The sequence below is a fragment of the Parvularcula bermudensis HTCC2503 genome, assembly GCF_000152825.2.
Lineage (GTDB): Bacteria > Pseudomonadota > Alphaproteobacteria > Caulobacterales > Parvularculaceae > Parvularcula > Parvularcula bermudensis.
Window position 1 is genome coordinate 449055 of the sequence record NC_014414.1, and the last position, 24629, is coordinate 473683.

General features: G+C 60.5%; 27 protein-coding genes and 1 riboswitch. Of the genes, 12 read left to right on the top strand and 15 right to left on the bottom strand.

From position 1 onward, the window contains the following. The first annotated feature begins 29 nt into the window (after positions 1-29). On the top strand, positions 30-818 hold the full coding sequence (locus tag PB2503_RS02125; protein ID WP_013299569.1) for a glycosyltransferase family 2 protein: 789 nt from the start codon (positions 30-32) through the stop codon (positions 816-818). Continuing rightward, a complete protein-coding gene (locus tag PB2503_RS02130) occupies positions 818-1519 on the top strand; it encodes a protein-tyrosine phosphatase family protein (protein ID WP_013299570.1) in 702 nt (233 codons plus the stop codon). The genes PB2503_RS02125 and PB2503_RS02130 overlap by 1 nt, the downstream gene beginning before the upstream one ends. A 68-nt stretch (positions 1520-1587) precedes the next feature. Here PB2503_RS02130 and PB2503_RS02135 read toward each other — a convergent pair whose 3' ends face one another. Then, positions 1588-2145 carry a VUT family protein gene (locus tag PB2503_RS02135; protein WP_013299571.1) on the bottom strand — a complete coding sequence of 186 codons (558 nt, stop codon included), beginning with the start codon at positions 2143-2145 and terminating at the stop codon, positions 1588-1590. Between the two features lie 173 nt (positions 2146-2318). Here PB2503_RS02135 and PB2503_RS02140 point away from each other — a divergent pair, with 173 nt between their 5' ends. Next, positions 2319-3629, top strand: a complete 1311-nt coding sequence (locus tag PB2503_RS02140) for a YeaH/YhbH family protein (RefSeq protein WP_041535149.1) — start codon at positions 2319-2321, stop codon at positions 3627-3629. A 61-nt stretch (positions 3630-3690) separates the two neighbouring features. On the opposite strand, the gene PB2503_RS13685 is transcribed toward PB2503_RS02140, so the two are convergent. Next, positions 3691-4278, bottom strand: a complete 588-nt coding sequence (locus PB2503_RS13685) for a lipid-binding SYLF domain-containing protein (protein ID WP_013299573.1) — start codon at positions 4276-4278, stop codon at positions 3691-3693. A 211-nt stretch (positions 4279-4489) separates the two neighbouring features. On the opposite strand from PB2503_RS13685, the gene PB2503_RS02150 reads away from it, so the two are divergent. From PB2503_RS02150 to PB2503_RS02160, 3 genes are all read left to right on the top strand, one after another. Beyond that, on the top strand, positions 4490-5674 hold the full coding sequence (locus PB2503_RS02150) for a hydroxymethylglutaryl-CoA reductase (protein WP_013299574.1): 1185 nt from the start codon (positions 4490-4492) through the stop codon (positions 5672-5674). 76 nt (positions 5675-5750) lie between these two features. Beyond that, on the top strand, positions 5751-7250 hold the full coding sequence (locus PB2503_RS02155; RefSeq protein ID WP_013299575.1) for a SpoVR family protein: 1500 nt from the start codon (positions 5751-5753) through the stop codon (positions 7248-7250). A 104-nt stretch (positions 7251-7354) separates the two neighbouring features. Then, positions 7355-7780: an MAPEG family protein gene (locus PB2503_RS02160; RefSeq protein ID WP_013299576.1), complete on the top strand. Its 426-nt coding sequence runs from the start codon at positions 7355-7357 to the stop codon at positions 7778-7780. A 22-nt stretch (positions 7781-7802) separates the two neighbouring features. Here PB2503_RS02160 and mtgA read toward each other — a convergent pair whose 3' ends face one another. The 3 genes from mtgA to PB2503_RS02175 are packed head-to-tail and all read right to left on the bottom strand — an operon-like array spanning position 7803 to position 10072. After that, positions 7803-8516 (bottom strand): monofunctional biosynthetic peptidoglycan transglycosylase, encoded by a 714-nt coding sequence (mtgA, locus tag PB2503_RS02165; RefSeq protein WP_013299577.1) that lies wholly within the window; start codon positions 8514-8516, stop codon positions 7803-7805. 3 nt (positions 8517-8519) lie between these two features. Further along, on the bottom strand, positions 8520-9425 hold the full coding sequence (locus tag PB2503_RS02170; protein WP_013299578.1) for a glycine--tRNA ligase subunit alpha: 906 nt from the start codon (positions 9423-9425) through the stop codon (positions 8520-8522). Then, entirely contained in the window at positions 9383-10072 is a 690-nt protein-coding gene (locus PB2503_RS02175) for a hypothetical protein (RefSeq protein ID WP_148235161.1), read from the bottom strand. The genes PB2503_RS02170 and PB2503_RS02175 overlap by 43 nt, the downstream gene beginning before the upstream one ends. Before the next feature lie 217 nt (positions 10073-10289). On the opposite strand from PB2503_RS02175, the gene PB2503_RS02180 reads away from it, so the two are divergent. The 6 genes from PB2503_RS02180 to ybgC are packed head-to-tail and all read left to right on the top strand — an operon-like array spanning position 10290 to position 14727. Further along, positions 10290-11150: a TIGR01459 family HAD-type hydrolase gene (locus PB2503_RS02180; protein WP_013299580.1), complete on the top strand. Its 861-nt coding sequence runs from the start codon at positions 10290-10292 to the stop codon at positions 11148-11150. A 19-nt stretch (positions 11151-11169) separates the two neighbouring features. Beyond that, positions 11170-12114, top strand: a complete 945-nt coding sequence (locus PB2503_RS02185) for a bifunctional riboflavin kinase/FAD synthetase (protein WP_013299581.1) — start codon at positions 11170-11172, stop codon at positions 12112-12114. 51 nt (positions 12115-12165) lie between these two features. Further along, positions 12166-12678: a crossover junction endodeoxyribonuclease RuvC gene (gene ruvC / locus PB2503_RS02190; protein ID WP_013299582.1), complete on the top strand. Its 513-nt coding sequence runs from the start codon at positions 12166-12168 to the stop codon at positions 12676-12678. Continuing rightward, positions 12675-13283, top strand: coding sequence for a Holliday junction branch migration protein RuvA (ruvA, locus tag PB2503_RS02195; RefSeq protein ID WP_013299583.1), 609 nt, complete (start codon positions 12675-12677; stop codon positions 13281-13283). Before ruvC ends, ruvA begins: the two co-directional genes overlap by 4 nt. Next, complete coding sequence (gene ruvB, locus PB2503_RS02200; protein WP_013299584.1) at positions 13280-14302, top strand: Holliday junction branch migration DNA helicase RuvB; 1023 nt, start codon at positions 13280-13282, stop codon at positions 14300-14302. The genes ruvA and ruvB overlap by 4 nt, the downstream gene beginning before the upstream one ends. Further along, the gene (ybgC, locus tag PB2503_RS02205) at positions 14299-14727 is read left to right on the top strand and encodes a tol-pal system-associated acyl-CoA thioesterase (RefSeq protein ID WP_013299585.1); all 429 of its coding nucleotides are present in this window, start codon (positions 14299-14301) and stop codon (positions 14725-14727) included. Before ruvB ends, ybgC begins: the two co-directional genes overlap by 4 nt. On the opposite strand, the gene folE is transcribed toward ybgC, so the two are convergent. The 10 genes from folE to thiE form a co-directional block, all read right to left on the bottom strand. Then, entirely contained in the window at positions 14713-15291 is a 579-nt protein-coding gene (folE, locus tag PB2503_RS02210; RefSeq protein WP_013299586.1) for a GTP cyclohydrolase I FolE, read from the bottom strand. The genes ybgC and folE overlap by 15 nt on opposite strands. Then, a complete protein-coding gene (gene ribH / locus PB2503_RS02215) occupies positions 15278-15766 on the bottom strand; it encodes a 6,7-dimethyl-8-ribityllumazine synthase (protein WP_013299587.1) in 489 nt (162 codons plus the stop codon). The genes folE and ribH overlap by 14 nt, the downstream gene beginning before the upstream one ends. Next, on the bottom strand, positions 15766-16395 hold the full coding sequence (ribB, locus tag PB2503_RS02220; protein ID WP_013299588.1) for a 3,4-dihydroxy-2-butanone-4-phosphate synthase: 630 nt from the start codon (positions 16393-16395) through the stop codon (positions 15766-15768). The genes ribH and ribB overlap by 1 nt, the downstream gene beginning before the upstream one ends. A gap of 2 nt (positions 16396-16397) precedes the next feature. Continuing rightward, positions 16398-16991 (bottom strand): riboflavin synthase, encoded by a 594-nt coding sequence (gene ribE / locus PB2503_RS02225; protein WP_013299589.1) that lies wholly within the window; start codon positions 16989-16991, stop codon positions 16398-16400. Next, a complete protein-coding gene (gene ribD / locus PB2503_RS02230) occupies positions 16991-18091 on the bottom strand; it encodes a bifunctional diaminohydroxyphosphoribosylaminopyrimidine deaminase/5-amino-6-(5-phosphoribosylamino)uracil reductase RibD (RefSeq protein WP_013299590.1) in 1101 nt (366 codons plus the stop codon). The genes ribE and ribD overlap by 1 nt, the downstream gene beginning before the upstream one ends. 112 nt (positions 18092-18203) lie before the next feature. Beyond that, positions 18204-18348, bottom strand: a riboswitch (FMN riboswitch). A 52-nt stretch (positions 18349-18400) separates the two neighbouring features. Beyond that, complete coding sequence (locus PB2503_RS02235) at positions 18401-18955, bottom strand: DUF3035 domain-containing protein (RefSeq protein WP_013299591.1); 555 nt, start codon at positions 18953-18955, stop codon at positions 18401-18403. Between the two features lies 1 nt (position 18956). Further along, a complete protein-coding gene (gene lspA, locus PB2503_RS02240; protein ID WP_013299592.1) occupies positions 18957-19613 on the bottom strand; it encodes a signal peptidase II in 657 nt (218 codons plus the stop codon). Then, positions 19580-22468 carry an isoleucine--tRNA ligase gene (gene ileS / locus PB2503_RS02245; RefSeq protein ID WP_013299593.1) on the bottom strand — a complete coding sequence of 963 codons (2889 nt, stop codon included), beginning with the start codon at positions 22466-22468 and terminating at the stop codon, positions 19580-19582. Before ileS ends, lspA begins: the two co-directional genes overlap by 34 nt. Positions 22469-22638: 170 nt before the next feature. Continuing rightward, complete coding sequence (locus PB2503_RS02250; RefSeq protein WP_013299594.1) at positions 22639-23874, bottom strand: tetratricopeptide repeat protein; 1236 nt, start codon at positions 23872-23874, stop codon at positions 22639-22641. Positions 23875-23933: 59 nt separating this feature from the next. Further along, the gene (gene thiE, locus PB2503_RS02255) at positions 23934-24575 is read right to left on the bottom strand and encodes a thiamine phosphate synthase (protein ID WP_013299595.1); all 642 of its coding nucleotides are present in this window, start codon (positions 24573-24575) and stop codon (positions 23934-23936) included. Positions 24576-24629 lie beyond the last annotated feature (54 nt).

Below are 24629 nucleotides of genomic sequence, written 5' to 3' on the forward strand. Positions count from 1 at the left end.
GGTCTCGCTGTCTGAATATCGCAAAGCCTATGACCGATCACGCGGCGGCGCGTCCGCCCCTGTCCTGCTATATCCGTACGAAAAACGAAGCGCGTTTGATCGGCGAGGTGGTTGAGGCCGCCCTGACCGTCGCGCGGGAAGTTGTGATCGTCGATTCAGGCTCGACCGACGACACCGTGGCCCGCGCCCAGGCGGCGGGCGCCCAGGTCTACGATGTCGCCTGGCGGGGAACCGGGCGCCAAAAGCGGGCCGCCGAGGATCTTTGTCACTATCCCTGGCGCCTCGACCTCGATGGCGACGAGGTGTTGAGCCCCGACCTCGCCAAGGAAATTGCCGCCCTGTTCGAGGGCGAAGGACCAAGCGCTGCGGTCTATGCCCTGCCGATGGTCATCGCCCCCCCGATTGGCCCCATCTGGTGGCGGGTCGACCCCGATCAACGCAACAAGCTCTATGATGCGCGGGTTATTCGGATGCCCGACAGCGCAGCGTGGGATCAGCTCGATATTCCCAAGACCATGAAGGTGCCGAAACTCCGGCATCCAATCATTCACCACGCCTTCACCGATATTGGCTTTTTGCTGCGCAAGCAGGAACGGAACATGACCCAGCGGGCGAAATCCGCCCCGCTCAAACCCCTATGGCAACTCCGTATACGTATCGTCCTGGGGCTGCCGGTCTATTTTCTTAAACGGTATGTTCTCAAGGGCCTCTTCCTCAAGGGGATCTATGGGTTCGCCTTTTCGCTCACCATTGCCTATGGACGGTGGCTAAAGGATATCAAAATGTACGAGCGCCATCGCCTCGGGGAGGGTCGCTGATGGCGGATCGTATGACGGCTGAGGAATTTGCGACCCCTTCTGGGCGAAGAAGCGCCCAGCGCGCCCTGTGGCTTGACGATCATGGGTGGCTGCGGACCCTCTACGACAACACCCATGAATTGCCCGGCGGCATGCGGCGAACCTATCAGCCTTCCCCGGGCCGCATCGCGCGTTATGCCCAAGAGGGGGTGAAAACCCTGATCAATTTGCGCGGCATTAAAACAGATGGCCGCCAGTCGGGCGTTTACTGGCTGGAAAAGGAAGCGTGTGAGGCGGCGGGAATCGCCCTCGTCGATCTGCGGGCCTATTCACGCGAAGCGCCGAAGCCGGAATTCCTGGTCGATCTCGACGCCTGCTTTCGGTCTATTGCCTACCCCGCCGTGATGCATTGCAAATCCGGGGCAGATCGCGCGGGGTTGGCGGCGGTTCTTTATCTCTTCTTGAAAGAAGGCTGGCCCCTGGAGGAAGCCCTCGCCCAGCTCACCTATCGCTATGGCCACGTCAAATCGGGCAAGACAGGGGTCCTCGACCATTTCTTCGCCGTCTATCGCGAGGCCGCAAGGCGGGACGGGGTCGTGCCGAACCGTGACCATTTCCTCAATTGGGTGGAAACGGCGTATGTTCGAGATGAGGTGACGGCGGGCTTTACCCCCGGGGCGCTTGGCTCTCTCCTCACGGAAGTCATTTTGCGGCGGGAATAGATCGAAAGGCCAAGGCGCCCTGGTCACAGGCCCCTCGGTGAGGTCTTTTTAGCTCTCTACACCCCCTATCAATCGGCAACGCCTCGTCTCTCCATCCGCGTGCGAATGATCCACCAGATCACCAGGGCGCCGACCATCTTGCCCGCGATGCTCATCATCACATTCGGCCAAGTGAAGATGTCCTCGACGATCCGGCTCGCCCCCAAGAGAAAAGCCGTCGTATCGATGGGAGCCGCGAGGGCGGAGGAGAGGAGCACCCGCGTCGACAGGCGAAACCGCGTGAAGGTGAACATCGCCCAGTCGACCAGCTCGGAAATCAAGAACGCGACTCCGCTGGCCAATGCCAAGGCCGGTCCCGTCGTCACATAGGTCAAGAACAACGCCATCCCCATGGCGATCAACACCTCATGGCCGATCTCGCGCTGGGCGAAGTCGCGCACCACCAGAACGAGCCCCGTGACGATCGTCACCGGATTGAACACCCAATTGGCAAGCCCCGGCACGCTCACCATGGGCGCCCAGGTAAAACTCCAATTGATGAGGGGAATGAGGAAGATATAGGCCAGCGTATATTTCACCTGGCGGAGGCTGGTCGTGGGGTGCTGGGGGTGGACGGTGAGGGTCATGCGCCCTTTTATGCCCATGATGACCGCAACGCGATGGGCAAATGGATGGGGTCTTGCCCGCCGGTCACCGCCCCATTGAGCCGCCCTTGCCCCTCCCGCGCGATGAGACGGCCCGCGACCGCCCTTTTTCGTTTGCTGGTGCGTTCCTGGGAGAATGGGCCTATGCTGGGGAAATGTCGCATTTTATCGACCGCCGCCTCAACCCAAAGGGTAAGTCCCTCGCCAATCGGCAACGCTTTCTGCGAAGGGCCAAGACGCAGATCAAGGACGCCGTCGCCAAGAGCCTGAAGGATCGCTCCGTCAAGGAGCTGGAGAAATCCGGGAAAATCTCCATCCCGTCAAAATCGACGGCGGAGCCGCGCTTTCGGCTCGACCCCGCCTCCGGTCGGCGGGAGCATGTTCACCCTGGGAATAAGGAATTTGCGCAGGGCGATCGTCTTCGCAAACCCCCGTCAAGTCGCGGGCGTGGCGGCAAGGAGGCGAGCGATTCAGGGGATGGCGAGGACAATTTTTCCTTCACCCTCACCCAGGATGAATTCCTCGATATCTTCTTTGAGGATCTCGAACTGCCCAATCTGGTCAAGACCTCCCTTAAGGACATGACCACCTGGAAGCACCGCCGTTCGGGCATCACGGTCGCGGGCGCGCCCACCAATCTCAACCTCGTGCGCACAATGCGTAACGCCCAAGGCCGTCGCCTGGCCCTTGGACGCCCGTCGTCCCAGGAGATCAGCGAGTTGAAAGAGCGGCTGTTCGCGCTTGAGGTCATTGCCCAGCCAACCGAGGAACAGCGTGCGGAGCAGCAGGCCGTCCTCACCAAGCTGGAGGAATTGGAGGCGCGTCGGCGGTGGGCCCCCTATATCGACCCCCTCGATGTTCGGTATAACGCCTTTACCCCCGAGCCGGTCCCGATGACCGCGGCCGTTATGTTCTGTCTGATGGATGTTTCAGGGTCGATGGGCGAGCGGGAAAAGGACCTCGCCAAGCGGTTTTACATGTTGCTCTACCTTTTCCTAAAGCGGCGCTACGAAAAGGTTGAAGTGATTTTCATTCGGCACACGCACCATGCCGAGGAAGTTGACGAAGAGACTTTCTTCTACTCCCGTCAATCCGGCGGCACGATCGTCTCTACCGCGATCGAAGTGATGCAGGACATTCAACGGGAAAGGTTCCCTACTGGTCAGTGGAATATCTATGTCGCCCAGGCGTCGGACGGCTACACCCAACCCGGTGACGCCAAACGGTGTGTTGAGTTATTGAATACGGAAGTTCTTCCTATTATTCAGTACTATGCCTATATCGAAATTCTCGACGAACGGGAGATGGACGTTTTTTCCGATCCCGATGCCGGGGCGGAGCTGTGGCGCGCTTATCGGTCAATTTCCGATAATCGGTTTGCCCAAACGCGGATCGCTCATCCCAGAGATATCTTCCCTGTCTTCAGAGAGCTTTTCTCCAAGGACAGGGAAGGAAAGGCAGCCTGACCCGTCCGCCCCCCTCTTTTAAGGGGCGCAATACGGGTCAGGGCTGCAAGTAGGGACTGGCTCAGCCCGAGACGTCCATCATCTCGTCGTCGTCCATCGCCATGCCGGCATTTTCGGGATCTTCCCAAATGCGGAACGTATTGATGTTGAATTCGGCAACCAGACCGTCGGCGTCGAACGCATAGAGAAGCGGCTCACCCGTCTCTGCGACGGCGTCGGCATTCGCCGTAATGAGGGTCACGCCGGCATTGATGCCAACTTCCCATTCCTCGCCATCGGTCAACGACGCCAGGCTTTCTTCGTCACGGAAGACATAGACCATGGCTTTTTCATCGATACCAGCTTGGAGCCCAATCGACGCTTTGCCGATATCGTAATAGCCAACCGGTTGTCCGTCGACCATCAGGACGCCGTTACCGCCGGCCCCACCGACGATCAAATCCGCCTTCAGAACTTCAGGGAATACCAGAATGCCCGCGGCATCCTTTGTGCTTTCCATGCAGCTCTCGGAAATCGCCTGACAGCGTTCAAGCATATCCTTGGCTTGCATTTGCAAATCGGTGCCGGTTTCGCCCGCCTGGGCGCCGGAAAAGGCCACGGAAGCGAGGGCCGTGACGCCTGACAATAGGCTTAGCTGTGAGATACGCATAAGTGTCTCCTCATATGTCTTCAGTTTGGGGCCAGCGGCCCGTCGGACAGTCGCGGTCTGCAACACCCGTCCCCCCATCAACGGAAGAAACCCCAACAAGTTCAATTGACTGTCTGTAAGGTTGCCGCCTCGCCGCCCGTCGCGACGCCCTCTCGCAGGACGTGACCTAAGAGTGCTAAGCCTTGCCACAAAAATATCTGGAGACGCTCATATGGCCGATGCCCCTCGCCCGCCGCGCATTCCCCGTAACCGGGACGATGATTACACCGCCGAGATGGCAGCGGATCGCGCCCGCTTTGCCGCCGCCCAGACCGGGGCCCCCCTCGATCACGTCACCAAGGGCACGATCGACCCCGCGCTGCTCAAGGGGAATTGCGAGAATTTCTTCGGGGTCGCCCAGGTCCCCATCGGGCTTGCCGGGCCGCTGGAGATCGATGGCGAACACGCCAAGGGACCATTCTACATTCCCCTGGCGACGACCGAGGGAACGCTTGTGGCAAGCTATAACCGAGGAATGCGTCTGTTGTCCGAGGTCGGCGGGGTCAAAACCACCGTCATCGAACGCTATATGCAGCGGGCCCCGGTGTTCCATTTTGCCAATGCGCGGGACGCCCGCGCCTTCGGTGAATGGGTGGCGGATCACGAGGCGGATATTCGCACCGCGGCGGAGGCGACCACCACTGTCGGTCAGCTGCACCACATCCAGCGCTTTCAGGTCGCGCAGATGTGCTTTCTACGGTTCAATTACCTGACAGGCGATGCCGCCGGGCAAAATATGTCCGGCAAGGCGACCTATGCCGCCTGCGAATGGATAGCCGAGCACGCCCCCGGTCAACCGTGGTATACGCTGTCAGGGGCGATCGACACGGACAAAAAACACTCGCACATGAACATGCTTCACTCCCGCGGAGCGCGGGTGGTTGCCGAGGTGACGATCCCCGATGCGGTCATGCAGGCCATGATGGGGCCAAGCAACGCAAAATTGTTCCGTGGACGCTTGGTTTCCAATGCGGGCGGCATGCTCGCCGGCACGGTCAATAACGGGATGCATGCGGCCAATGGCCTAACGGCCCTGTTCATCGCCACCGGGCAGGACGTGGCCAATATCTCCGAAAGCCACGCCGCGATCACCTTTGTCGAATTGCTGCCGAACGGAGACTATTACTGGTCCATCACCATCCCCTCCCTGATCGTTGCGACCTATGGCGGCGGCACCGGTCTTCCCACCCAGCGGGAATGCCTCGAAATGCTTGGGTGTTACGGCAAGGGGAAGGTCGAGAAATTCGCCGAGATCTGCGCCGCCACAGTGCTCGCAGGGGAGATCTCCCTTGCGGCGGCCGTCCAACATGGCGACTGGGTCAGCTCCCATGACCGCTACGGGCGCAACCGGCCTTGATCGGCCTCTCGCAGTGTCGACCAAGGTGACCAGACAGTGCATTGCGGATTGCCGCGGCTGACGGCACACTTGAGCCATGAGTGCGACCCCGAAATCCGACGGCCTCCTTTTTTCCGACTCTGCATGGACCTTTTCGGACCTGCAACGAACCTTTGAAGCGATTGAGGATATCGGCCTGAATGATCTGGGCCTCGATTGTTACGCCAATCAGATCGAGGTCATCACCTCTGAGCAGATGCTGGATGCCTATTCCTCCCACGGGATGCCATTGATGTATCGTCACTGGTCCTATGGGAAGCATTTCGCGCGCGACCAGATGAACTATCAAAAGGGGTATTCGGGGCTCGCCTACGAGATCGTGATCAACTCCGATCCGTGCATCGCCTATCTCATGGAGGAAAACTCCATGACGATGCAGGCCCTGGTGATGGCCCATGCCTGTATGGGACACAATCACTTCTTCAAGAATAATTATCTTTTCCGTCAGTGGACGGATGCCAGCGCCATCCTCACCTATCTCGATTTCGCCAAACGCTATATCGCGCGGTGCGAGGATGAATATGGCCATGAAGAAGTCGAGCTGATTCTGGATGCCGCCCATGCGCTGATGGACCAAGGCGTCTTTCGGTATAACCGCCCCCCGAAACTATCGGGATCAGAGCGCCTTGAGAAAATTCGAGCCCGCGCCGAACACGAGCGGGAAACCTTCAACGATATCTGGCGCACCCTGCCGAATACGGACGAAACCGATGAGCAGGTTGAGGAGCGTCAAACAGAAGTTCGCAATATCAAACTGCCCGAAGAGAACCTGCTCTATTTCATCGAGAAAGCGTCCCCCACACTGCTGCCTTGGCAACGAGAAATCGTCCGAATCGTGCGGAACGTGTCGCAGTATTTCTATCCTCAAAAACAGACCAAGGTGATGAACGAGGGATGCGCGACCTTCGTCCACCACTACATCATGAATGAGTTACATCGTCGGGGTCAGATCTCCGAAGGGGCCGTGATGGAGTTTTTGCACTCCCACTCCTCCGTCGTCTTTCAGCCAAGCTTCGACGACCCCCGCTATTCGGGGATCAATCCTTACGCCCTTGGCTTTGCGATGATGCAGGACATCGTCCGAATCGTTGAAACACCGACCGCTGAGGACCACGAATGGTTCCCCGCCTTGGCCGGGACAAAGGATTGGCGCGCCGCCCTGAAAGAGGCGTGGGCGAATTATCGCGATGAAAGTTTCATCCTGCAATATCTCTCGCCGAAGGTCATGCGGGACTTCCGGCTCTTCGCCCTCGCCGATGATGGGAAAAAGACCTATTACCAAGTGGCGTCGATCCATGACGAGGCAGGGTATCGCCGCACCCGCAGCGCCCTCTCGTCGATGTATGACCTCGGCCTGCACGAACCCAATCTTCAGGTCATGGCCGCCGACCTCGAAGGCGACCGGAAATTGACGATCGCCCATCTCCGCTTCAACGGGCGCGGCCTTGAGCCAAGCACCAAGGCGACGGTTCTGGGGCATTTGAAACAGCTCTGGGGCTTTGAGGTTGAACTGACAGAGCAGGATATGACGACGTAAGGGCGCGGTCATCCCATACGTCTTCTCTTCTGAAGGGGAATGGCAGGGGTATCTGCCGGCGGAGACACTCCCTAAAGTGATGTCTTCGTCATCATTGGGACATCATGACCACGGAAATTCTCGCCCCCGCCGCCGCCCTCGTCCTCTGGTCTCTCTTTATGCTGGTCTGGCTCCTTGTTGTTCGGTTCCCGGCCTTCAGGAAGGCCGGGATCAATATCGCGAAGGTCGCCCCGGGCAGTCGCGGATCCAGTCTTGATGGGATCCTCCCCGACAATGTCATGTGGAAATCCCACAATTATCAACATCTGATGGAGCAACCGACCATCTTCTATCCGGTGGTCATCATCCTCGCCCTTGTCGGTGCCACCGGCCTCGATATCGGCCTTGCCTGGGCTTATGTTGGTCTAAGGATTATCCACTCGATTTGGCAGGCCGTGGCCAATATCGTCTTGATCCGCGCCGGCATCTTTGCTCTTTCGACACTGGTCTTGATGGCTCTAGCCTTGCGCGCCTTTTTCGCCGTGATGTAGAGCGGCGCGCCGCAAAAGGGGATCACCGGCCCCCTTTTGCGAGGACGCAATCGGCCAGACCATCGCGGGCGACGACGCGCATCCGCGCTTCTAGGGTTCGTGCCCGCCGGGCGACATAGGGACCTGGGGGGTCGACCCGCCAGGCATTCGGGTTGGGGAGGACGGCGGCGAGCAACGCGGCCTCCCTCCTTGTCAGATCACGGGCGGATTTACCGAAGCGTGCCTGCGCCGCAGCTTCCGCACCGAACAGACCGTCGCCCCATTCGGCGACATTCAGATAGGCGGTCAGGATGCGGTCTTTTGGCCAGAGAAATTCGATCAGGACGGTGAAATAGGCCTCCGCTCCCTTCCTTACCCAGTCCCGCCCAGCCCACAGAAAAACATTCTTGGCCGTCTGCTGACTGATCGTCGAGGCGCCCCTTAACCCCTTCCCCTCACGAGCGTCGGCGAGGGCCTGGCGGAGTTGCTCGACATCAAAACCATGGTGGGTACAGAACTTCGTATCTTCCGCGGCGATCACCGCAAGAACGAGTTGGTCTGACACCGCCGATAACGGCACAGTGGCTTGCCGGATCTCCTCGCCACTCAGCGATCGCCAGCTCATCAAAAAACTGTGGGAGGGGATGACCACGCGGAAAAACCCCACCCAGATCACCGTCACGGCCACGAAAACGAGGCCGAGGCGCAGAACCGCGATCATCAATTTGCCGAGTTTCCCCCGATCCCGTCGTGCCATGCCTCAGACCTTTTCGACGAGACCCGCTCCCTCGGTCCGCCCCTGGGGGCTCGCCAGCCAGGCTTCGCAGCAGGCTTTCGCCAAACGGCGGACACGGAGGATATAGGATTGACGCTCCGTCACAGAAATCACCCCGCGGGCATCCAGCAAATTAAACAGATGGCTGGCCTTGATGCATTGGTCATAGGCCGGGAGCGCCAGCCCCTTGTCGAGAATAGCCGAACAGGCCGCCTCTGCTTCGCGGAATTGGTCGAACAGGACCTCGGTATTCGCCAACTCGAAATTATAGGCGGAGAACTCCCGTTCCTGCTGGTGGAAGACATCGCCATAGGTGACCCCAGCGCCGTTGAAATCGAGGTCATAGCCATTGTCGACGCCCTGAACATACATCGCCAGTCGTTCAAGGCCGTAGGTCAACTCGCCGGTAACGGGCCGGCAATCGACACCGCCGACCTGTTGGAAATAGGTGAATTGGGTCACCTCCATCCCGTCACACCAGACCTCCCAGCCAAGGCCCCAGGCCCCCAGGGTGGGACTTTCCCAATCATCCTCAACAAAGCGGATGTCGTGCTTTGCCGCGTCGATCCCCATGGCCTTGAGGGACCCCAGATAGAGCTCTTGAATGTCGGTCGGGGAGGGTTTGAGCACGACCTGGAATTGGTAATAATGTTGGAACCTGTTGGGATTGGCGCCATAGCGGCCATCGCCGGGGCGGCGGCACGGTTGGACATAGGCGGCCCGCCATGGTTTTGGCCCCAGAGCCCGCAGGGTCGTTGCCGGATGGAAGGTCCCCGCCCCCATTTCAAGGTCATAAGGTTGCAGGAGAACGCATCCTCGTTCCGCCCAATAGGTCTGGAGGATGAGGATCAGGTCCTGAAAGGACGGCGGCGCGCTGTCGGTTTTCTGCATCCTCCGCCGATAGACCGGGGACGCGAACTTGGCAACGCGCCAAGCCGACGGGCGCGGGTTCGGCCGATCACCGCCTTGACCGCCGCAAAGGTCAGCGGCCTGTCGGAGGGCAAATCATGCGGCGTCTCGACGCGGCGGGGGGCGCAATCGGTTCTGACCGGCAGGCGACCCACCGTCCAGGCTTCTTCGGCCAGACGCCGATCCGCCGCTTCACAGCTCAGATCCCGTTGGGCGGTCGCCAGTAATACACGACGCTTGGCGCGCTTCATTCCTGAGAGATCTCTTTCGATCGCCGTGAGGGAATCCGTATTCGCCGGGGCTTCGGCGGTTTCAAAGTCAAAACACAGTTTATCTGACCCGCACCTTGTGACGACGACCCCGCGGGGGGCCCGTGTCAAGTCGACGGACATCACACTGCCCCGACGCTCCATTGCAAAGGTAACCTGGCGGACAATGGCGCTCGCATCGCTGGTCGGCACGACAAAATCCGCCGCTACACCGGTCAGGAAAAAACGGGTGTCACCGTAGAGCTCGGCACCGCACGTCCCGCCGCAGGTCACGACAAGCCGCGCCTCGCTCTGCACATCACCGACCTCGAGGTCGGCTAGGGGCGTGAGCGCCAGAGCAATGAGAGCAGGAACGAACAAGACAAAGCACCGAAGAATAAAACGATGCCAAATAGAACACATATTTATGAGAAAACTGGAAATACATGATTTCGAAAAGATTAAGAGTTTCTTTGGTTTCGTAATAGATTTATCAACCTTTACTTTGCTTGACGATTAGCTAACGGGATAGGGCTCGCCATTGGAGGGGCGCGTCGTATAGGGCAAGACTGCGTATCCGCCGCCGAGGAACATCGTCATGCCATCCCCCCGCCTCTTGTCTGGACTTTCCGAGATCGCCAGCCAGTATGATGCCCTTCTGTGCGATGCCTGGGGGGTGATCCACAATGGGCGCGAAGTATTCGACGGGGTGGCTGAAGCGCTGATCCGGTTTCGCCAAGAGCGTGGCCCCGTCATCATTCTGACCAATGCCCCGCGCCTGTCTTCGGTGATCCCAGCACAGCTCGATCGACTGGGCCTGCCGCGAGAGGCCTATGACGGTGTTGTTACCTCCGGCGACGCCACCCGGCAGTCCGTGATCGATCACGGACATCTCGATTTCTATAAAATCGGGCCCGCCAAGGATGATACGTTCTTTCAGTCAACGGATGTTCGGCTGGTGCCCTTTGCCGAGGCGGGCGCCATCCTGTGTACGGGGCCCGAGGATGACGAGAGAGAAACCCCCGAGGATTACCGAGGATTGCTGGAGGAGGCCGCAGCACGTGAATTGCCGATGATCTGCGCCAATCCCGACAAGGTCGTCCGGTTCGGAGACCGCCTGATTTATTGCGCCGGGGCGATCGCCGATCTCTACGAAACCCTTGGGGGGCAAGTGGTCATGTCAGGCAAGCCCCACCCGCCCATCTATGCCGTGGCCCGCGACGCCTTGCGGCAGGCTGCGGGCAGAGAGGCCGCCCGCCTGCTGGCGGTTGGCGATGGACTTCACACCGATATTCTCGGTGCCAATCGGGAGGGGATCGATGTGATCTTCAATGTCGGCGGCGTCTCCCTCGAAGAGGGGCGCGGACCGACGGGGGATCTCGATGCTGGACGACTTCGCAGACGCCTCGACGAAGAAGGGCTTGTTGCGCAATATGCCACGGATAGCCTGAAATGGTAGCGAAGGCCGGCCCCGCCCTATGACGATAGCAGAGGTACTGCACGCGCCCCTCGAATGCGATGTGGCCGCTCCCTATCGCGGGGCCGTCTCGGTCATCGGGAATCTCGACGGCGTTCATCGCGGGCACCAAGCCCTCATCGGGAGGGCGAAAGAGCGGGCCGAGGCGGCAAGTCGCCCTCTCGCCGTAACGGTATTTGATCCCCACCCGCGGCGGGTATTCTCGCCCGAGGGACCGCCCTTTCTCCTCACCAAATTAGAGACCAAGGCCGAGATCCTGGGATCGCTGGGGGTCGATTACGTCTTCGTTCTCCCCTTTAACGACTATCTGCGGACCCAAACGCCCGAGACCTTCGTTCGCCACACTCTCGCAGAGCGCCTTGGCCTTCATACGATCATCACAGGGACGGATTTCCGCTTTGGGGCCGGTCGGTCGGGGGATTGTACCGCTTTGGCGCGGCATGCGGCGGCAAGCGGCATGCAGGCTGAGGCGATTTCTCCCGTCCTGGCGCCGGGAACGGAGAAATACTCCTCCTCCGGGATTAGAGCCGCCCTCCAGGCGGGGGATCCGCAAAAGGCGGCGCGATGGCTGGGGCGTCCCTGGTCGATCTTGGGAACGGTGGAGCAAGGGCGACAATTGGCAAGGACCCTTGATTTTCCCACCGCGAATATATCCCTTGGACCCTATGTCCGTCCCAAATTCGGCGTCTATGCGACCAGCACGCTGATCGACGGGGAGCGAGTGCCCGGGGTTGCCAATATCGGCGTCCGGCCCACCGTGGATGGGACGGCCGAATGGCTGGAGGTTCACCTCTTTGATGTCGCGGCCGATCTCTATGGGCGCGCCTTGGACACCCAGTTCCTCGCTTTCTTGCGGCCAGAGCAGAAATTTGACGGGATCGACGCCCTTAAGGCGCAGATTGCCACGGACGGCGCCTTGGCCCGCAATATCCACGCCCAATCTTAAGCCACCGTTCGGGTCTTGTTCACCCTGTCCGGCTCATCCTAAAGATCGATCATGGAGCGATGCGTCAGAATCATCGGGATCGATCCCGGTCTCCGCGCCACCGGCTGGGGCGTGATCGAGACGGAGGGAACCCGCCTGCGCTTCGTCGCGAGCGGGTTCATTCGGCCCGCGACAAAGACGGATTTGGCGCAACGCCTGTACCGATTAAGTTGTGAATTGGCCGCCGTTCTGGATAGCCACCGGCCGGATGAAGCCGCGGTCGAAGAGACCTTTGTGAACGCCGATCCACGATCCGCCCTCAAGCTCGGCCAGGCCCGGGGCATCTGCCTTGCAGGTCCAGCGGCCCTTGGTTGTCCGGTGGCGGAATATGCGCCGAACACCATAAAAAAGGCCGTGGTCGGGGTCGGGCATGCTGACAAGCGGCAGGTGGCCGCCATGGTCGCCCGTCTGTTGCCAAAGGCGGGCACCCCGGCGAACGATGAGGCCGACGCCCTGGCGATCGCGATATGCCATGCAAGCCACCGGGGCAGCTTCCAGGGCTGTGGCCAGCGGGTTGCCGTATGATCGCCGCTCTTCACGGTACGGTCAGCGTCTTGAGCGGCGAGAACGCCATCATCGATGTCAACGGTGTCGGCTATGAGGTGGCAGCGACCCCTCGGCTTCTCTCCTCCCTCGCCCAGGGACAGGAAGTGCGCTTGATCACCGAAACGCTTGTGGCCGAGACCTATATCCGACTGGTGGCCTTCCAAACGATTGAGGAGCGCCTCACCTTCCGCTTGCTGCAAACGGTTCAGGGCGTCGGCGCCAAGGCCGCCCTGGCGATCCTCTCCGCGCTGACCCCTGCTGATCTATTCGATGCGGTGGAGGCCGGGGACAAAGCCATGGTGGCGAGAGCCCAAGGGGTGGGCCCCAAACTCGCCCTACGGATCGTCACGGAACTAAAAGGGAAATGCGGCGGCATTGTCGGCGCCTTTCCCGCCGTCGCCTCACCAAGGGCGACGAGCGCGGCCGCCGTCGACAGTCCGGCAGAGGATGCCGTGGCCGCTCTTGTCGCCCTCGGTTTCGACCACGGCGCCGCGCGGCGAACCATCTCGACCCTTCCTGATCTCGAAACGTCCCGCACCGAGGATCTCATCACCGCCGGGCTGAAAACCCTTGCCGCCTCATGACGGAAGCCCGCTTAACCGACCCACAGCCGCAAGAGGACGACCAGGACCGCGCCCTGCGCCCGACGCGGCTCGCCGATTTTCAAGGGCAAGCACAGGTCAAGGCCAACCTGTCGATCTTCGTCAATGCTGCGCGTCAGCGGGGGGAGGCGATGGATCACGTCCTTCTCCACGGGCCGCCTGGCCTTGGAAAGACAACCCTTGCCCGCATCGTTGCCGAGGAATTGGGGGTCGGTTTTCGATCGACATCGGGGCCGGTCATTTCAAAGGCCGGCGATTTGGCGGCGATCCTGACCGGTCTTGACCCTCATGATGTCCTCTTTATCGACGAGATTCATCGATTGACCCCGACGGTTGAGGAAATTCTGTACCCGGCGATGGAAGATTTCCGGCTCGACATTTTGATCGGTGAAGGCCCCTCTGCACGATCGGTCACGATCGATCTGCCGCCCTTCACCCTGATTGGCGCCACCACCCGTTCCGGCCTGTTGGCAAAGCCGCTTCTCGATCGTTTCGGTATTCCTTTACGTCTTCAATTCTACACGGAAGAAGAATTGAAGGGCATTATTTTAAGGGGAGCCGATCGGCTCTCCACCCCCCTAACGACAGAGGGCGCGGGCGAGATCGCGCGACGATCACGCGGCACCCCGCGCGTCGCAGGCCGTCTTTTACGCCGTGTACGGGATGTTGCCACGGTGGAAGGGACGCTTCCCATCACTGAGGAGGTGGCAACTAAGGCGCTTCGTCGTCTCGATGTCGATCAGCTTGGCCTTGAAATGCTTGACCGACGCTATCTGGAAATCATCGTGACGCATTTCGGCGGCGGGCCGGTCGGGGTCGACACCCTTGCCGCCAGCCTTGCCGAAGCGCGAGACGCCGTTGAGGATGTGATCGAGCCCTTCCTTCTCCAGCAAGGGCTGATACAACGAACACCCCGCGGCCGAAAGGTGACCGACCGAGCCTATCGCCATCTTGGGCTCCCCCCACCCAGCGCCAAGGAGACGGACCCCGTCCTGATATGACCGATACCGGCAACAATTCGCTCAGTATTCGCATTTATTATGAGGACACCGATGCCGGCGGCATCGTCTATCACGCGAATTACCTGAAGTATTTCGAGCGCGGGCGCACTGAGGCTTTGCGCCGCGTTCACGGTGATATTTCCAATTTGGCCAGCGACCCCGCTTCGCCGATCCTGTTCGTCGTGGCGTCGATACAGGTTGACTTTAAGCGCCCTGGTCATCTCGATGATATAATCAGGATAAAAACCGATCTCGTCCACGCGAAAGGGGCTCGCTTGATCTTTGACCAGCGGGCCTATCGCGGGGATACCCTGCTGGTTCGCGCTGACGTCGTGGTCGCCGCCACCGACGGGACGGGGCGACCCTGTCGCCTCCCCGCCTCCCTCGCCGCTGCACTCCTGCCCAATGGATCAGCCGCCAATTAGGCGATAGAAGCGATCCTCCATCCGTGGGTCGGCCTTAAAGTCGCCGGTAAAGCTCCGCGTCACGCAGGAAATGTCATCCTTGTGAATTCCGCGGGTACTGATGCATTGATGTTCGGCATCAATAATCACCGCAACGCCCCTCGGCTGGAGGACACGATCAAGAGCGCCGGCAATCTGATTCGTCAACGTCTCCTGGCTTTGAAGACGCTTGCTATAGGCATCGACCACGCGCGCAATCTTTGACAGGCCAACAACCCGGTCACTAGGCAGATATCCAACATGGGCAGTGCCGATGATCGGTGCGACATGGTGCTCGCAATGGCTCTCCACCCGAATATTTCGTAAAAGGACAATGTCGTCATAGCCTTCGACTTCCTCGAACGTACGGGACAGAAACTCCTCGGGATCCTCACTGTAGCCTTTGAACCAATCGTCATAGGCGCCGATGAAACGCTTGGGCGTGTCGATCAATCCCTCTCGCTGCGGGTCCTCTCCGATATAGGAAAGAATGGTGCGCACAGCTTCTTCAGCATCGGCGCGGCTTGGTCGGTTAGCTTTCGTCACGGCGCATTCCTTTCAGTGCGGCAAGGGTGCCGATCATCTCAATGGCAACGCTGGCCGCCTCTGCCCCTTTATTGCCAAGTTTCGTTCCTGCCCGTTCGATGGCCTGGTCAATCGTATCGGTCGTCAGGACACCGAACGCGACGGGCACCCCCGTATCGGCCATCACGGACGCCACTCCCTTTGCGGCTTCGCCGGCGACAAACTCAAAATGCGGCGTCGCGCCTCTAATCACACAGCCCAAAGCGACAATGGCGTCGACGGCGCCGGTCTCGGCTAATTGCCGTACGGCGATGGGAAGTTCAAAAGCCCCAGGGACGGTGACGTGCAGGATATGATCATCGGCCACCCCTTGACGCTTCAAGGTCTCAATGGCGCCTTCCGTCAAATTACGGACAATGAAATCGTTCCAGGCCGTATCGACGATCGCGACGCGTCGATCCGTGCCCGTTGCGAGGGGATGAATACGCTTCACCATCACGCTGCCTCCACTTTCTTTGCCTTGCGATACGCCTTGATCGCTTCGACCGTCACCATGGGAATATCGTGCTTCGCGGCCACCTTCATCAAATCGTCGCGGCGCGCCATGGTACCGTCCTCGTTCATGACCTCGCAGATCACGCCGGCGGGGCGGCACCCGGCGATACGCGCCAGATCGACGCTCGCCTCTGTTTGACCGCCCCGGCCTAGCGTACCTTCAGGATGGGCGCGCAGGGGGAACATATGACCGGGACTGACGAGATCCTCAGGCGTAGATTTAGGGTCGCACAAAACCTCAATCGTCCGTGCACGGTCGGCAGCGGAAATGCCGGTCGTCACCCCTTCTCTCGCCTCCACCGACACGGTGAAAGCAGTGCCAAAGCCAGAGCGATTGTCCTTTTGCGGCACCATTAATTGAAGACCTAGACGATCGGCTATCGCCGGCTCGACGGCACAACAGATGAGACCCCGGCCGTGAATCGTACAGAAATTCACCGCATCGGCGTCGGCAAATTCGGCCGCGATCATCAGATCCCCTTCGTTTTCCCGTCCTTCATCGTCGCAGATGATGACGAAACGACCGGCCGCAACGGCCTTGGCAGCTTCTTCAACGGAGACAAAGCTCATGGTTATTTTCCTCCTTGCAGGAATTTTTCGGCATATTTTCCAAGAATATCCGTCTCGAGATTTACCGGATCGCCTTCACGCTTTTTGCCCAAGGTAACGAGGGGCTGGGTATGCGCGATCAGGGTCAGGGTGAAGCCGGCATCATCGACATCGATCACCGTCAGACTGGTGCCATCGACGGCAATATATCCTTTCGGTACGATATATTTGAGAAGCTCGGGGCCGCAGTCGATACGGATGAGAAGCGCGTCGCCGTCGGCCTTGACCGTGTGGATGCGCCCCGTCCCATCCACATGTCCTTGGACGTAGTGTCCCCCCATGCGCGAAACAGGCGTGAGCGATCGTTCAAGATTGAGCGGCGCCCCGAACGACAGCGCGCCCAGCGTCGTGCGCGAGAGGGTTTCCGGTGCAAGCCCAACCGTAAATTGACTTGGCGTAAAGGACGTAACGGACAGACACACCCCTTCGACGGCAATGGAGTCACCAAAGGCAACGCCCTCAAGGACTTTTGCCGCCTCAATGGTCAAGGTGGCGCCGCCCTCCGTCATCGATCTGTCGAGCAGCGTCCCCATTTCTTCGATCAGTCCCGTGAACATCAGCTTTCGCTCCCTCTCGGCACTCGGCCACGAATCAGAAAATCGGGTCCGGCCATCTCGATACTGACATCGGTCAGCGCCATCGCCTCGCCGATCCTGGAAGGCCCGTGGCCATCGACAGCGCATTGCCCACCCCCGAGAATTTTTGGCGCAAGAAAAGCCCACACTTCGTCAATCAGACCCGCATCTGCAAAGCTGCCTAGGAGGCGCCCCCCGCCCTCAACCATGATCGACAAGCAGCCAAAATCAGCGCGCAAGCAATGAAGGGCACTTCGGAGACACAGACCCTCATTTTCCCTCTGCACACTGATGATATGTGCGCCGCTTTCCTTTAGTGCAGACTTTGCCGCCCCCGGCGCGTCCTCCGCCGTGATCAATAAAACCGGACCGGGAGAGCTGAGACATGCCGCATGGGGAGGGGTTCGAGCCTGACTGTCGAAAATAACCTTGAGTGTCTCGGCAGCCGCTCGTCCCTCAGGTCGGGGGTTCAGGGCTGGATTATCCGCCAATACGGTTCCCACTCCAACGACAATGGCCCCGCTTCTCTGGCGCAGATCATGACTTCGTGCCCGCGCGGCGGGCCCGGTGATCCATTGACTGTCCCCGCCCCTGGTCGCCACCCGCCCGTCAAGGGTCGCGGCGAATTTCGCCGCCACCCAAGGGCGATCGGCGGTCAGGCTAAAGCGCCAGGCATCGGTCAGGCGGCTTGCCGCCAAGGTGGGATGGGCGCGGACAGCTATGCCGGCGGCTTGCAGCGTTTCCCGCCCGCCGGACGCGAGGGGGTTTGGGTCAGCAACGGCGTAGACGACCTCGGCCACCCCCGCCTCGATAAGGGCTTTGGTGCAGGGGGGGGTCGCGCCATAATGGTTGCAGGGCTCTAACGTGACATAGGCGACCGCCCCGCGGGCCTCGGCGCCGGCCGCCTTGAGCGCGGCAATTTCGGCATGATCTGCGCCGGGGCGCGGATGGTATCCCTCGCCCACGATCTGACCGCCTTTGACGAGAACACACCCGACCATCGGATTGGGCGCCGTAAAGCCGGCCCCCAATTCACCGAGGGCGGCAGCCCGGTCCATGCATATATCGTCCGTGAGCGTCATCAAGGTCCCGTACCATCAAGCCGACAGAGATCCCCCGGGACAAAGGGATGGCAATAGGGTCAGCGTACCGCCACGGGCACGCCCCCGCCCGCTCGTCAATGAGCGAGACCAATCACGCTTTCTCTCATCCGGACTATCACCGTCGGCTCTGGACTCTCACCAGATCATGCCGCCCCCTAAAGAAGGAAGCCGCTCGCGGGCTCAGGCCAAGGGCCAATACCGCCGGTGGGGACTTTCACCCCGCCCCGAAAGCTCTGTTGAAAACTATCTAAGGTGAGGGAGGCAGGCTGGCAAGCGCCCCCCCGTCCTTCAGCGAACGCCGGGCAGGTTGAGGATCCGGCGGTCCCGCGAAATGACGACGGGGTCGCCGCCGGTCACGGACTCAATCGCTTCTGCCCGCTCCTGCTTCCAGGCCTCGGCATCCTCGACCCGCAACGGCGCATCGGTATCGTCGATCTCGCCCCCGGCAAAGTCCCAAAAAATAAGCTGATTGGCCAGGCTGGCATTCTTCTCAGCCCGCCCGCCATTCTCGGCGTCCAAAATCTCCCGGATATTGGAGTCCGCCTCGACCGCGCCAGCACTCTCCAAAAGCGCCAGTTCACCATTCGATGGCGGGGCCGCATTTACATCGCCGATCAACAATTGCCGTGTCCGTTCGGAGGTGGAGAGGGCCTCAGGCCGGGTTTCGCCCGGTTTCGGGGGGCGCAGGGCGAAATCAGGCGGCACCGTCAACGGGGCCTTGGTGACGATCGCAAACTCGTCCGGAGAGGATTTCCCTCCCCCCAACACCCCCCGATTGCTGCCGCAGGCGGCAAGGGCGAGGGCGGCCCCCGATAAGAGGACGAGGTGAGACAAGCGTACCATATTAGCGATCCTCAGCAGTCTGCGCATGGTCATCATCAGGCTGTTTAGGGAGATGATCCTCCCCAGGAAACCCTGTTTGAACTTTCCGTTCGGTAGGGTTTGGAGCAGCCGTCCTGTCCCGGTTCGGGACAATGAAGAAGGCATCATAGGCAAGCGCCGCCACACCCAAATTGATCGACGTATCGGCGATATTGAATTTCCACGGAAATCCAATAGCCGAGAAATCGAGAAAATCGACCACATAGCCGTAGAAGGTTCGATCGATCGCATTTCCGACGGCCCCGCCGACAATCAGCCCCGCGCCGAGGGCGGCGATCCGCCGGTCAAGGCGCCCCGCCCAATGAACAAACCCCGCGGCCACGCCGAGGGCCAGGACGGTCAGTAAAATGCGAGACGTCATCCCCCCTGCGAAAAACCCGAAACTCACCCCTCGGTTCTCCACATAGGTCAGATCGAAAAAGGGCGTCAGATCGAGATGCCCAAAGCGCCGCCCCGGCAAATCGATGAGGTGCAGGATGGCCATTTTGGTCATCTGATCGAGCAGGATCGTCACCGCGGCCACCCCGCAGGTCAGGGCGAAAACCGGATTCCCCCGCGCCGCCGTGAGCCATTCCTTGATCGCCGTCATGCCGAGACCACGGCGGCGCAGCGGCGACACAGGCCGGTTTCATCGGCAACCTCGTCGAGGACACGCCAGCAGCGTGCGCATTTCTTCCCGGACGCCAGGTCCACGACGACCGCGACGCCAGGAATTTCAGGGAGACGGTAAGCTGCGTCCGGCGCCGCCCCCTCGGCCAATTCAGCGCTCGAGGTAATTGCGACTTCCGCCCAATCGACATCCGCCACGGCCCCCCGGAGATCGGGATCCTCAATGAAGACGAGCGGTTTTGCCTCAAGCGACGCCCCAAGCCGATCATCGCGTCGCGCCGCTTCGATACTCCCCGTAATAACCCGGCGGACTCTCCTGATCTTCGCCCACCGGTCGAGTAGCGGCATGTCCGCCCATTGCGCGTCAGGCTCGGTGAACATGCCCAAATGGATCGATCCATCAACCGCAGGATACCGGCTGTGGAAAGCCTCCTCCGTGGTGAAGGGCATGATCGGCGCCATCCATTTGAGAAGATAGTCGAGCACGATCGACATGACGGTCCGAACACCGCGCCGTTTCACAAGGCTTGGGTCGTCGCAGTAAAGACAATCTTTGCGGATATCGAAATAGAAAGCCGAGAGGTCCATACTGGCGAATTCGGTCACAGCCCGCCATGCGGCATTGAAGTCGAACGCCGAATAGCCCGCGACGACCTCGGCATGAACTTCGCTGACCCGCGCCAGAATATAACGCTCCAGCTCATCTAAGTCAGCATAAGGTGTTTTCTCAGCGGCTTCGAAACCCTTAAGGGCCGCAAGAGCGTAGCGGAGGGTGTTACGTAGCTTCCGATAGGCATCGACGGCGGACCCGATAATCTCGTCACCAATTCGCACATCCTCGCTGTAGTCGGAACTGGCCACCCAGATACGGAGAATATCGGCCCCATACTTCTTGACGATATCTTCAGGCGCCACCGTATTCCCAAGCGACTTTGACATCTTATAGCCCTTGGCATCGAGGACAAAGCCATGGGTAAGAATGCCGTCGAAGGGCGCGCGCTCCCTCAACCCGCACCCGATCAACAGGCTGGATTGAAACCACCCCCGATGTTGATCTGAGCCTTCGAGATAGAGATCCGCCGGCCAGCGGAGGTCTTCCCGCGCCTCGAGCACTGTTGCATGGGTCGACCCTGAATCGAACCAGACATCGAGAATATCCGTGACCTTCTCAAAATCCTCAGGACGATAGTCTGTCCCCAAAAAGGTCTCGTCCGGGGTATCGAACCACGCATCGGCCCCGCGCTCACGGATAGCGGAAAGGATCCGTTCGTTCACGGCCTTATCGACCAGCGGTTCCCCAGTCTCCTTGTGAACATAAAGTGTAAGAGGATTGCCCCAGTTGCGCTGGCGGGAAATCAGCCAATCGGGACGCCCACGAACCATCGCGCCGATCCGGCGCCGACCCGCTTCGGGGTAGAAGGCCGTCTCCTCGATCGCCTTCAAGGCGAGGTCACGGAGTCCCCCCTCGCCTTCGCCCCCCATCCTGATGAACCATTGCGGGGTATTCCGATAAATCACCGGCGCTTTGGACCGCCAGCTATGGGGATAGGAGTGCTGGAGGCGCGCACGGCCAAACAGCTTTCCATGCTCCATGAGCGCCGAAATGACCTTGGCATTGGCGCCGCCATCCTTCCCCTTTTTCTTTCCCTCGGTCACCAGGACTTTTTCGCCCTCAAAACCCGGCGCCTCATTCGTGTAGGCACCGTCGGGACCAACCGTGTAGGGAATATCGTCAAGGGAATAACCGTGGCCGAGCCAGGCGAAATAATCCTCTTGGCCATGTCCCGGCGCCGTGTGGACAAACCCCGTGCCTGCCTCATCGGTCACATGATCCCCCGACAGGAGCGGCACGTCGAACGAATAGCCGCCCGCATAACCGTCGAGGGGGTGGCGCAAAAACCGTCCCTCAAGGCTCTTAGAGGGAATATCTGCGATCCGTGTCCATTGCTCGATAAACCCGGCATCGCGCACCGTCTCGGACAGATTGTCCGCAAGGCAATAAACCTCGCCCGCCTTGGTCCACGGGGTAAAGTCGAGATCGTCGCGAACCTTATCGACGCGATAGGCGCCATAGGACAGCGATGGACCATAGCAGACCGCGCGGTTCGCCGGGATCGTCCAGGGGGTGGTTGTCCAGATCAGAACCGATGCGTCCTCAAGCCCTTCGGGCGCCTGACCGGGCTTGAACGAAAACCGCACCCAAATCATCGTAGATTGATGATCGTGATATTCGATCTCGGCCTCGGCAAGCGCCGTCTGCTCAACAGGAGACCACATCACCGGTTTTGAGCCCCGATAGACGAGCCCCCGCTCCACGAAGTCGAGGAACTGCGAAATCGTTCCCGCCTCGGTCGCGTAATTCATGGTGAGATAAGGATCGTCCCAATCACCCTCAATCCCGAGGCGCCGGAACTCAGCCCGCTGAACGCTTAGCCATCGCTCGGCAAAAGCGCGACAGGCCTTACGAAACTCTGTTGGCGGAACGTCTTTCTTTTTTCGGCCCTTGGCGGCGAAATCTTCTTCGACCTTCCATTCGATCGGAAGGCCATGACAGTCCCATCCCGGAACATAATTAGCGTCATAGCCCAACATCTGGCGGGATCGAACGACAAAGTCCTTCAGCACCTTGTTGAAGGCCGTTCCCATATGGATATGGCCATTCGCATAAGGGGGACCGTCATGCAGGACAAAGGGTGGACGGCCAGCCGACTCCTGACGGATCTGCCGGTAGAGATCCTTTACCGCCCAATCCTCGATGGTTTTCGGCTCACGCTTCGGCAAGCCCGCCCGCATGGGAAAGTCCGTTTCCGGCAGGAAAAGTGTCGATCGGTAATCCGGGCCGTCAGGGGCCTTGTCATCTGCCATGATATCGGTCGCGTCTCATTGCAAAGGAAGGGAACCCCGCCCACCGGCCAGCCCCCTGCTCATCATCGTCCCCCAAGCGCCCGAACGGCGTCGATCTCGTTCGCTTGGATGACGCGCTTAGCCCGCAGGCCCCCTCGACGGCAAGCGTTGCCGCCGCTCTGCCCCATCGCTCAAAATCGGAGGCCGCGCTTGGGTTCTTCGGCGGGGGGCGTCGGGTCGGGGGTCGGCGTAGAGACAGGGCGCTGGCCGGGGCGATAGGGCACCGGGCTTGGCGTCCCTCCCCGGTCGTTTGAGGCAAGAACCGGCGGCTTGGGCACTTGTCGTTGGGGACGGGCCGGCGGCGTCACACCGGGACGCCAGGGCACGACGACCGATCGGTTCGCCATTACCGCCTGGCGGCGGCGCTCCTCGACGGCTTCGGTCTCCGCGATGACCTTGCGCAGCGTATCCCGTAAAGCCACCCGCTCGATCTGGGCCTGCCGCGGCTCATCGGTCGATGCCTCGACGGCGCGGGTGGCCCAGCGGAGCGCCTCATCGAGCTGAGGGTCACCCGCCAGCCCTTCGGTCAGCCCCACCGCGTAGAGAAACATCCCCTCAGGACTCCCCTCATTGGCGGACTCACGAAACCATTTCAGCGCCTCTTGGTCGGAGCGCTCCATGCCGCGACCGTTAAAGGCGAGAAGCCCCATGGAGACCTTGGCCGGCAGGACCCCCGCCTCGGCGGCGCGGCGCATCCAAACCACCGCCTCGGACAGATCAGCCCCGCCAACGCGCCCCGACTCCAATAGGAGGGCATAATTATACATGCTTTCGGCGTCGCCCTGATCCGCCGCCGCCCTGAACCATTTCGCCGCCAGTCGGTAGTTCGTGGGCAGCCCTTCACCCTCAAGGTAAAGACGCCCCAAGCGGAACTGCGCCGTAGGGTTCCCCTCCTCCGCTGCGGCCTCAAGCAATTGTGCGGCACGCTGCGGATCCTGCGGCACCGAGAGCCCCTCGGCATACATGATCCCCAGTCGGGTCTTGGCGAGCGTATGCCCCGCCGACGCGGCAAGATTGAACCATTCGGCGGCACGGGTCAGGTCTTTCTCAACCCCCTGGCCGTCGAAGGCGAGATCGCCGAGAGCGTATTGGGCATTGACCTGACCATTCGACGCCGCCCGCACATAAAGGCCGATGCCTTTTTGCAGATCCTGCGCGACCCCTTGGCCGTTAGTATAAAGAGCGCCCAGAATATAGTCGATCTCAGGAATACCCCGCTCAGCGAGCGGGGAGGCAGCGGCGTAAGCGGCCGCATATTGCTCCTGACGAAAAGCCGAGACCGCCTGCGCCAGGAGGTCCTCCTCGGCCTGCACAGCGGCAAGCGCCGTCGGCACGGCCCCGCCGCCGGTCAGTAGGCTGAATGCCACTACAATGCTAGACAACGGACGACGCAACGGCATCTCCACCCTATATTCTTTTAGCCGCCTTACGCGTGACCGAAAAGCGGCGCAAATTTCCGTATGCCCGCCGCCGCGCCTTCGGGATGCGCAAAAACTGCGCCACAAACAGCGAGGTAATCGGCCCCCGCCGCCAGAACCGGTGCACTATTTTCAGCCGTAAGACCGCCGATCGCCACACAGGGCATGGTGGTCATCAACGTCCAATCCTCAACCAATGAGAGCTCAGCCCGATATTGGCTATCCTTCGTTTCGCTGGGATAGAACGCCCCGAATGCCACATAATCGGCGCCCTCCTCCGCGGCGATCATCGCCAGGTGTCGGCTCGCATGGCAAGTGACACCGATGTCAGCTTCCTCCCCTAAAAGGCGCCGAGCCTCACCGATATCGCCGTCCTGCTGGCCAAGATGCACCCCATCCGCGCTAAGGCGCGCGGCCAGATCGGCGCGGTCATTGACGAGAAACGCCACCCCATGGGCCGCCGTGACCTCGCGCACCGCGGTGGCGGCCGCGAGGATGACCTCATCGGACTTCTCTTTGAGCCGCAATTGCACGCAGGCAACGGGAATATCGTCCTTCGCGGCGGCCCTCAGGGCGGCATCCAGCTCGGAACAAAACGCCGCGCTGTCACTGAAATTCGGCGTAATGAGGTAAAGCGCGCGATCGGCCATAACGCCTTTCTATCGAAGCGGTTTCGCCGACCCAAGGGAAAGAATGAGGCGCCA

Excerpts from the sequence above, each read along its gene's own strand:
- PB2503_RS02125 (WP_013299569.1), top strand. The coding sequence starts at position 30 with ATGACCGATCACGCGGCGGCGCGTCCGCCCCTGTCCTGCTATATCCGT.
- PB2503_RS02130 (WP_013299570.1), top strand. The coding sequence starts at position 818 with ATGGCGGATCGTATGACGGCTGAGGAATTTGCGACCCCTTCTGGGCGA.
- PB2503_RS02135 (WP_013299571.1), bottom strand. The coding sequence starts at position 2,145 with ATGACCCTCACCGTCCACCCCCAGCACCCCACGACCAGCCTCCGCCAG.
- PB2503_RS02140 (WP_041535149.1), top strand. The coding sequence starts at position 2,319 with ATGTCGCATTTTATCGACCGCCGCCTCAACCCAAAGGGTAAGTCCCTC.
- PB2503_RS13685 (WP_013299573.1), bottom strand. The coding sequence starts at position 4,278 with ATGCGTATCTCACAGCTAAGCCTATTGTCAGGCGTCACGGCCCTCGCT.
- PB2503_RS02150 (WP_013299574.1), top strand. The coding sequence starts at position 4,490 with ATGGCCGATGCCCCTCGCCCGCCGCGCATTCCCCGTAACCGGGACGAT.
- PB2503_RS02155 (WP_013299575.1), top strand. The coding sequence starts at position 5,751 with ATGAGTGCGACCCCGAAATCCGACGGCCTCCTTTTTTCCGACTCTGCA.
- PB2503_RS02160 (WP_013299576.1), top strand. The coding sequence starts at position 7,355 with ATGACCACGGAAATTCTCGCCCCCGCCGCCGCCCTCGTCCTCTGGTCT.
- mtgA (WP_013299577.1), bottom strand. The coding sequence starts at position 8,516 with ATGGCACGACGGGATCGGGGGAAACTCGGCAAATTGATGATCGCGGTT.
- PB2503_RS02170 (WP_013299578.1), bottom strand. The coding sequence starts at position 9,425 with ATGCAGAAAACCGACAGCGCGCCGCCGTCCTTTCAGGACCTGATCCTC.
- PB2503_RS02180 (WP_013299580.1), top strand. The coding sequence starts at position 10,290 with ATGCCATCCCCCCGCCTCTTGTCTGGACTTTCCGAGATCGCCAGCCAG.
- PB2503_RS02185 (WP_013299581.1), top strand. The coding sequence starts at position 11,170 with ATGACGATAGCAGAGGTACTGCACGCGCCCCTCGAATGCGATGTGGCC.
- ruvC (WP_013299582.1), top strand. The coding sequence starts at position 12,166 with ATGGAGCGATGCGTCAGAATCATCGGGATCGATCCCGGTCTCCGCGCC.
- ruvA (WP_013299583.1), top strand. The coding sequence starts at position 12,675 with ATGATCGCCGCTCTTCACGGTACGGTCAGCGTCTTGAGCGGCGAGAAC.
- ruvB (WP_013299584.1), top strand. The coding sequence starts at position 13,280 with ATGACGGAAGCCCGCTTAACCGACCCACAGCCGCAAGAGGACGACCAG.
- ybgC (WP_013299585.1), top strand. The coding sequence starts at position 14,299 with ATGACCGATACCGGCAACAATTCGCTCAGTATTCGCATTTATTATGAG.
- ribH (WP_013299587.1), bottom strand. The coding sequence starts at position 15,766 with ATGGTGAAGCGTATTCATCCCCTCGCAACGGGCACGGATCGACGCGTC.
- ribB (WP_013299588.1), bottom strand. The coding sequence starts at position 16,395 with ATGAGCTTTGTCTCCGTTGAAGAAGCTGCCAAGGCCGTTGCGGCCGGT.
- ribE (WP_013299589.1), bottom strand. The coding sequence starts at position 16,991 with ATGTTCACGGGACTGATCGAAGAAATGGGGACGCTGCTCGACAGATCG.
- ribD (WP_013299590.1), bottom strand. The coding sequence starts at position 18,091 with ATGACGCTCACGGACGATATATGCATGGACCGGGCTGCCGCCCTCGGT.
- PB2503_RS02235 (WP_013299591.1), bottom strand. The coding sequence starts at position 18,955 with ATGGTACGCTTGTCTCACCTCGTCCTCTTATCGGGGGCCGCCCTCGCC.
- ileS (WP_013299593.1), bottom strand. The coding sequence starts at position 22,468 with ATGGCAGATGACAAGGCCCCTGACGGCCCGGATTACCGATCGACACTT.
- thiE (WP_013299595.1), bottom strand. The coding sequence starts at position 24,575 with ATGGCCGATCGCGCGCTTTACCTCATTACGCCGAATTTCAGTGACAGC.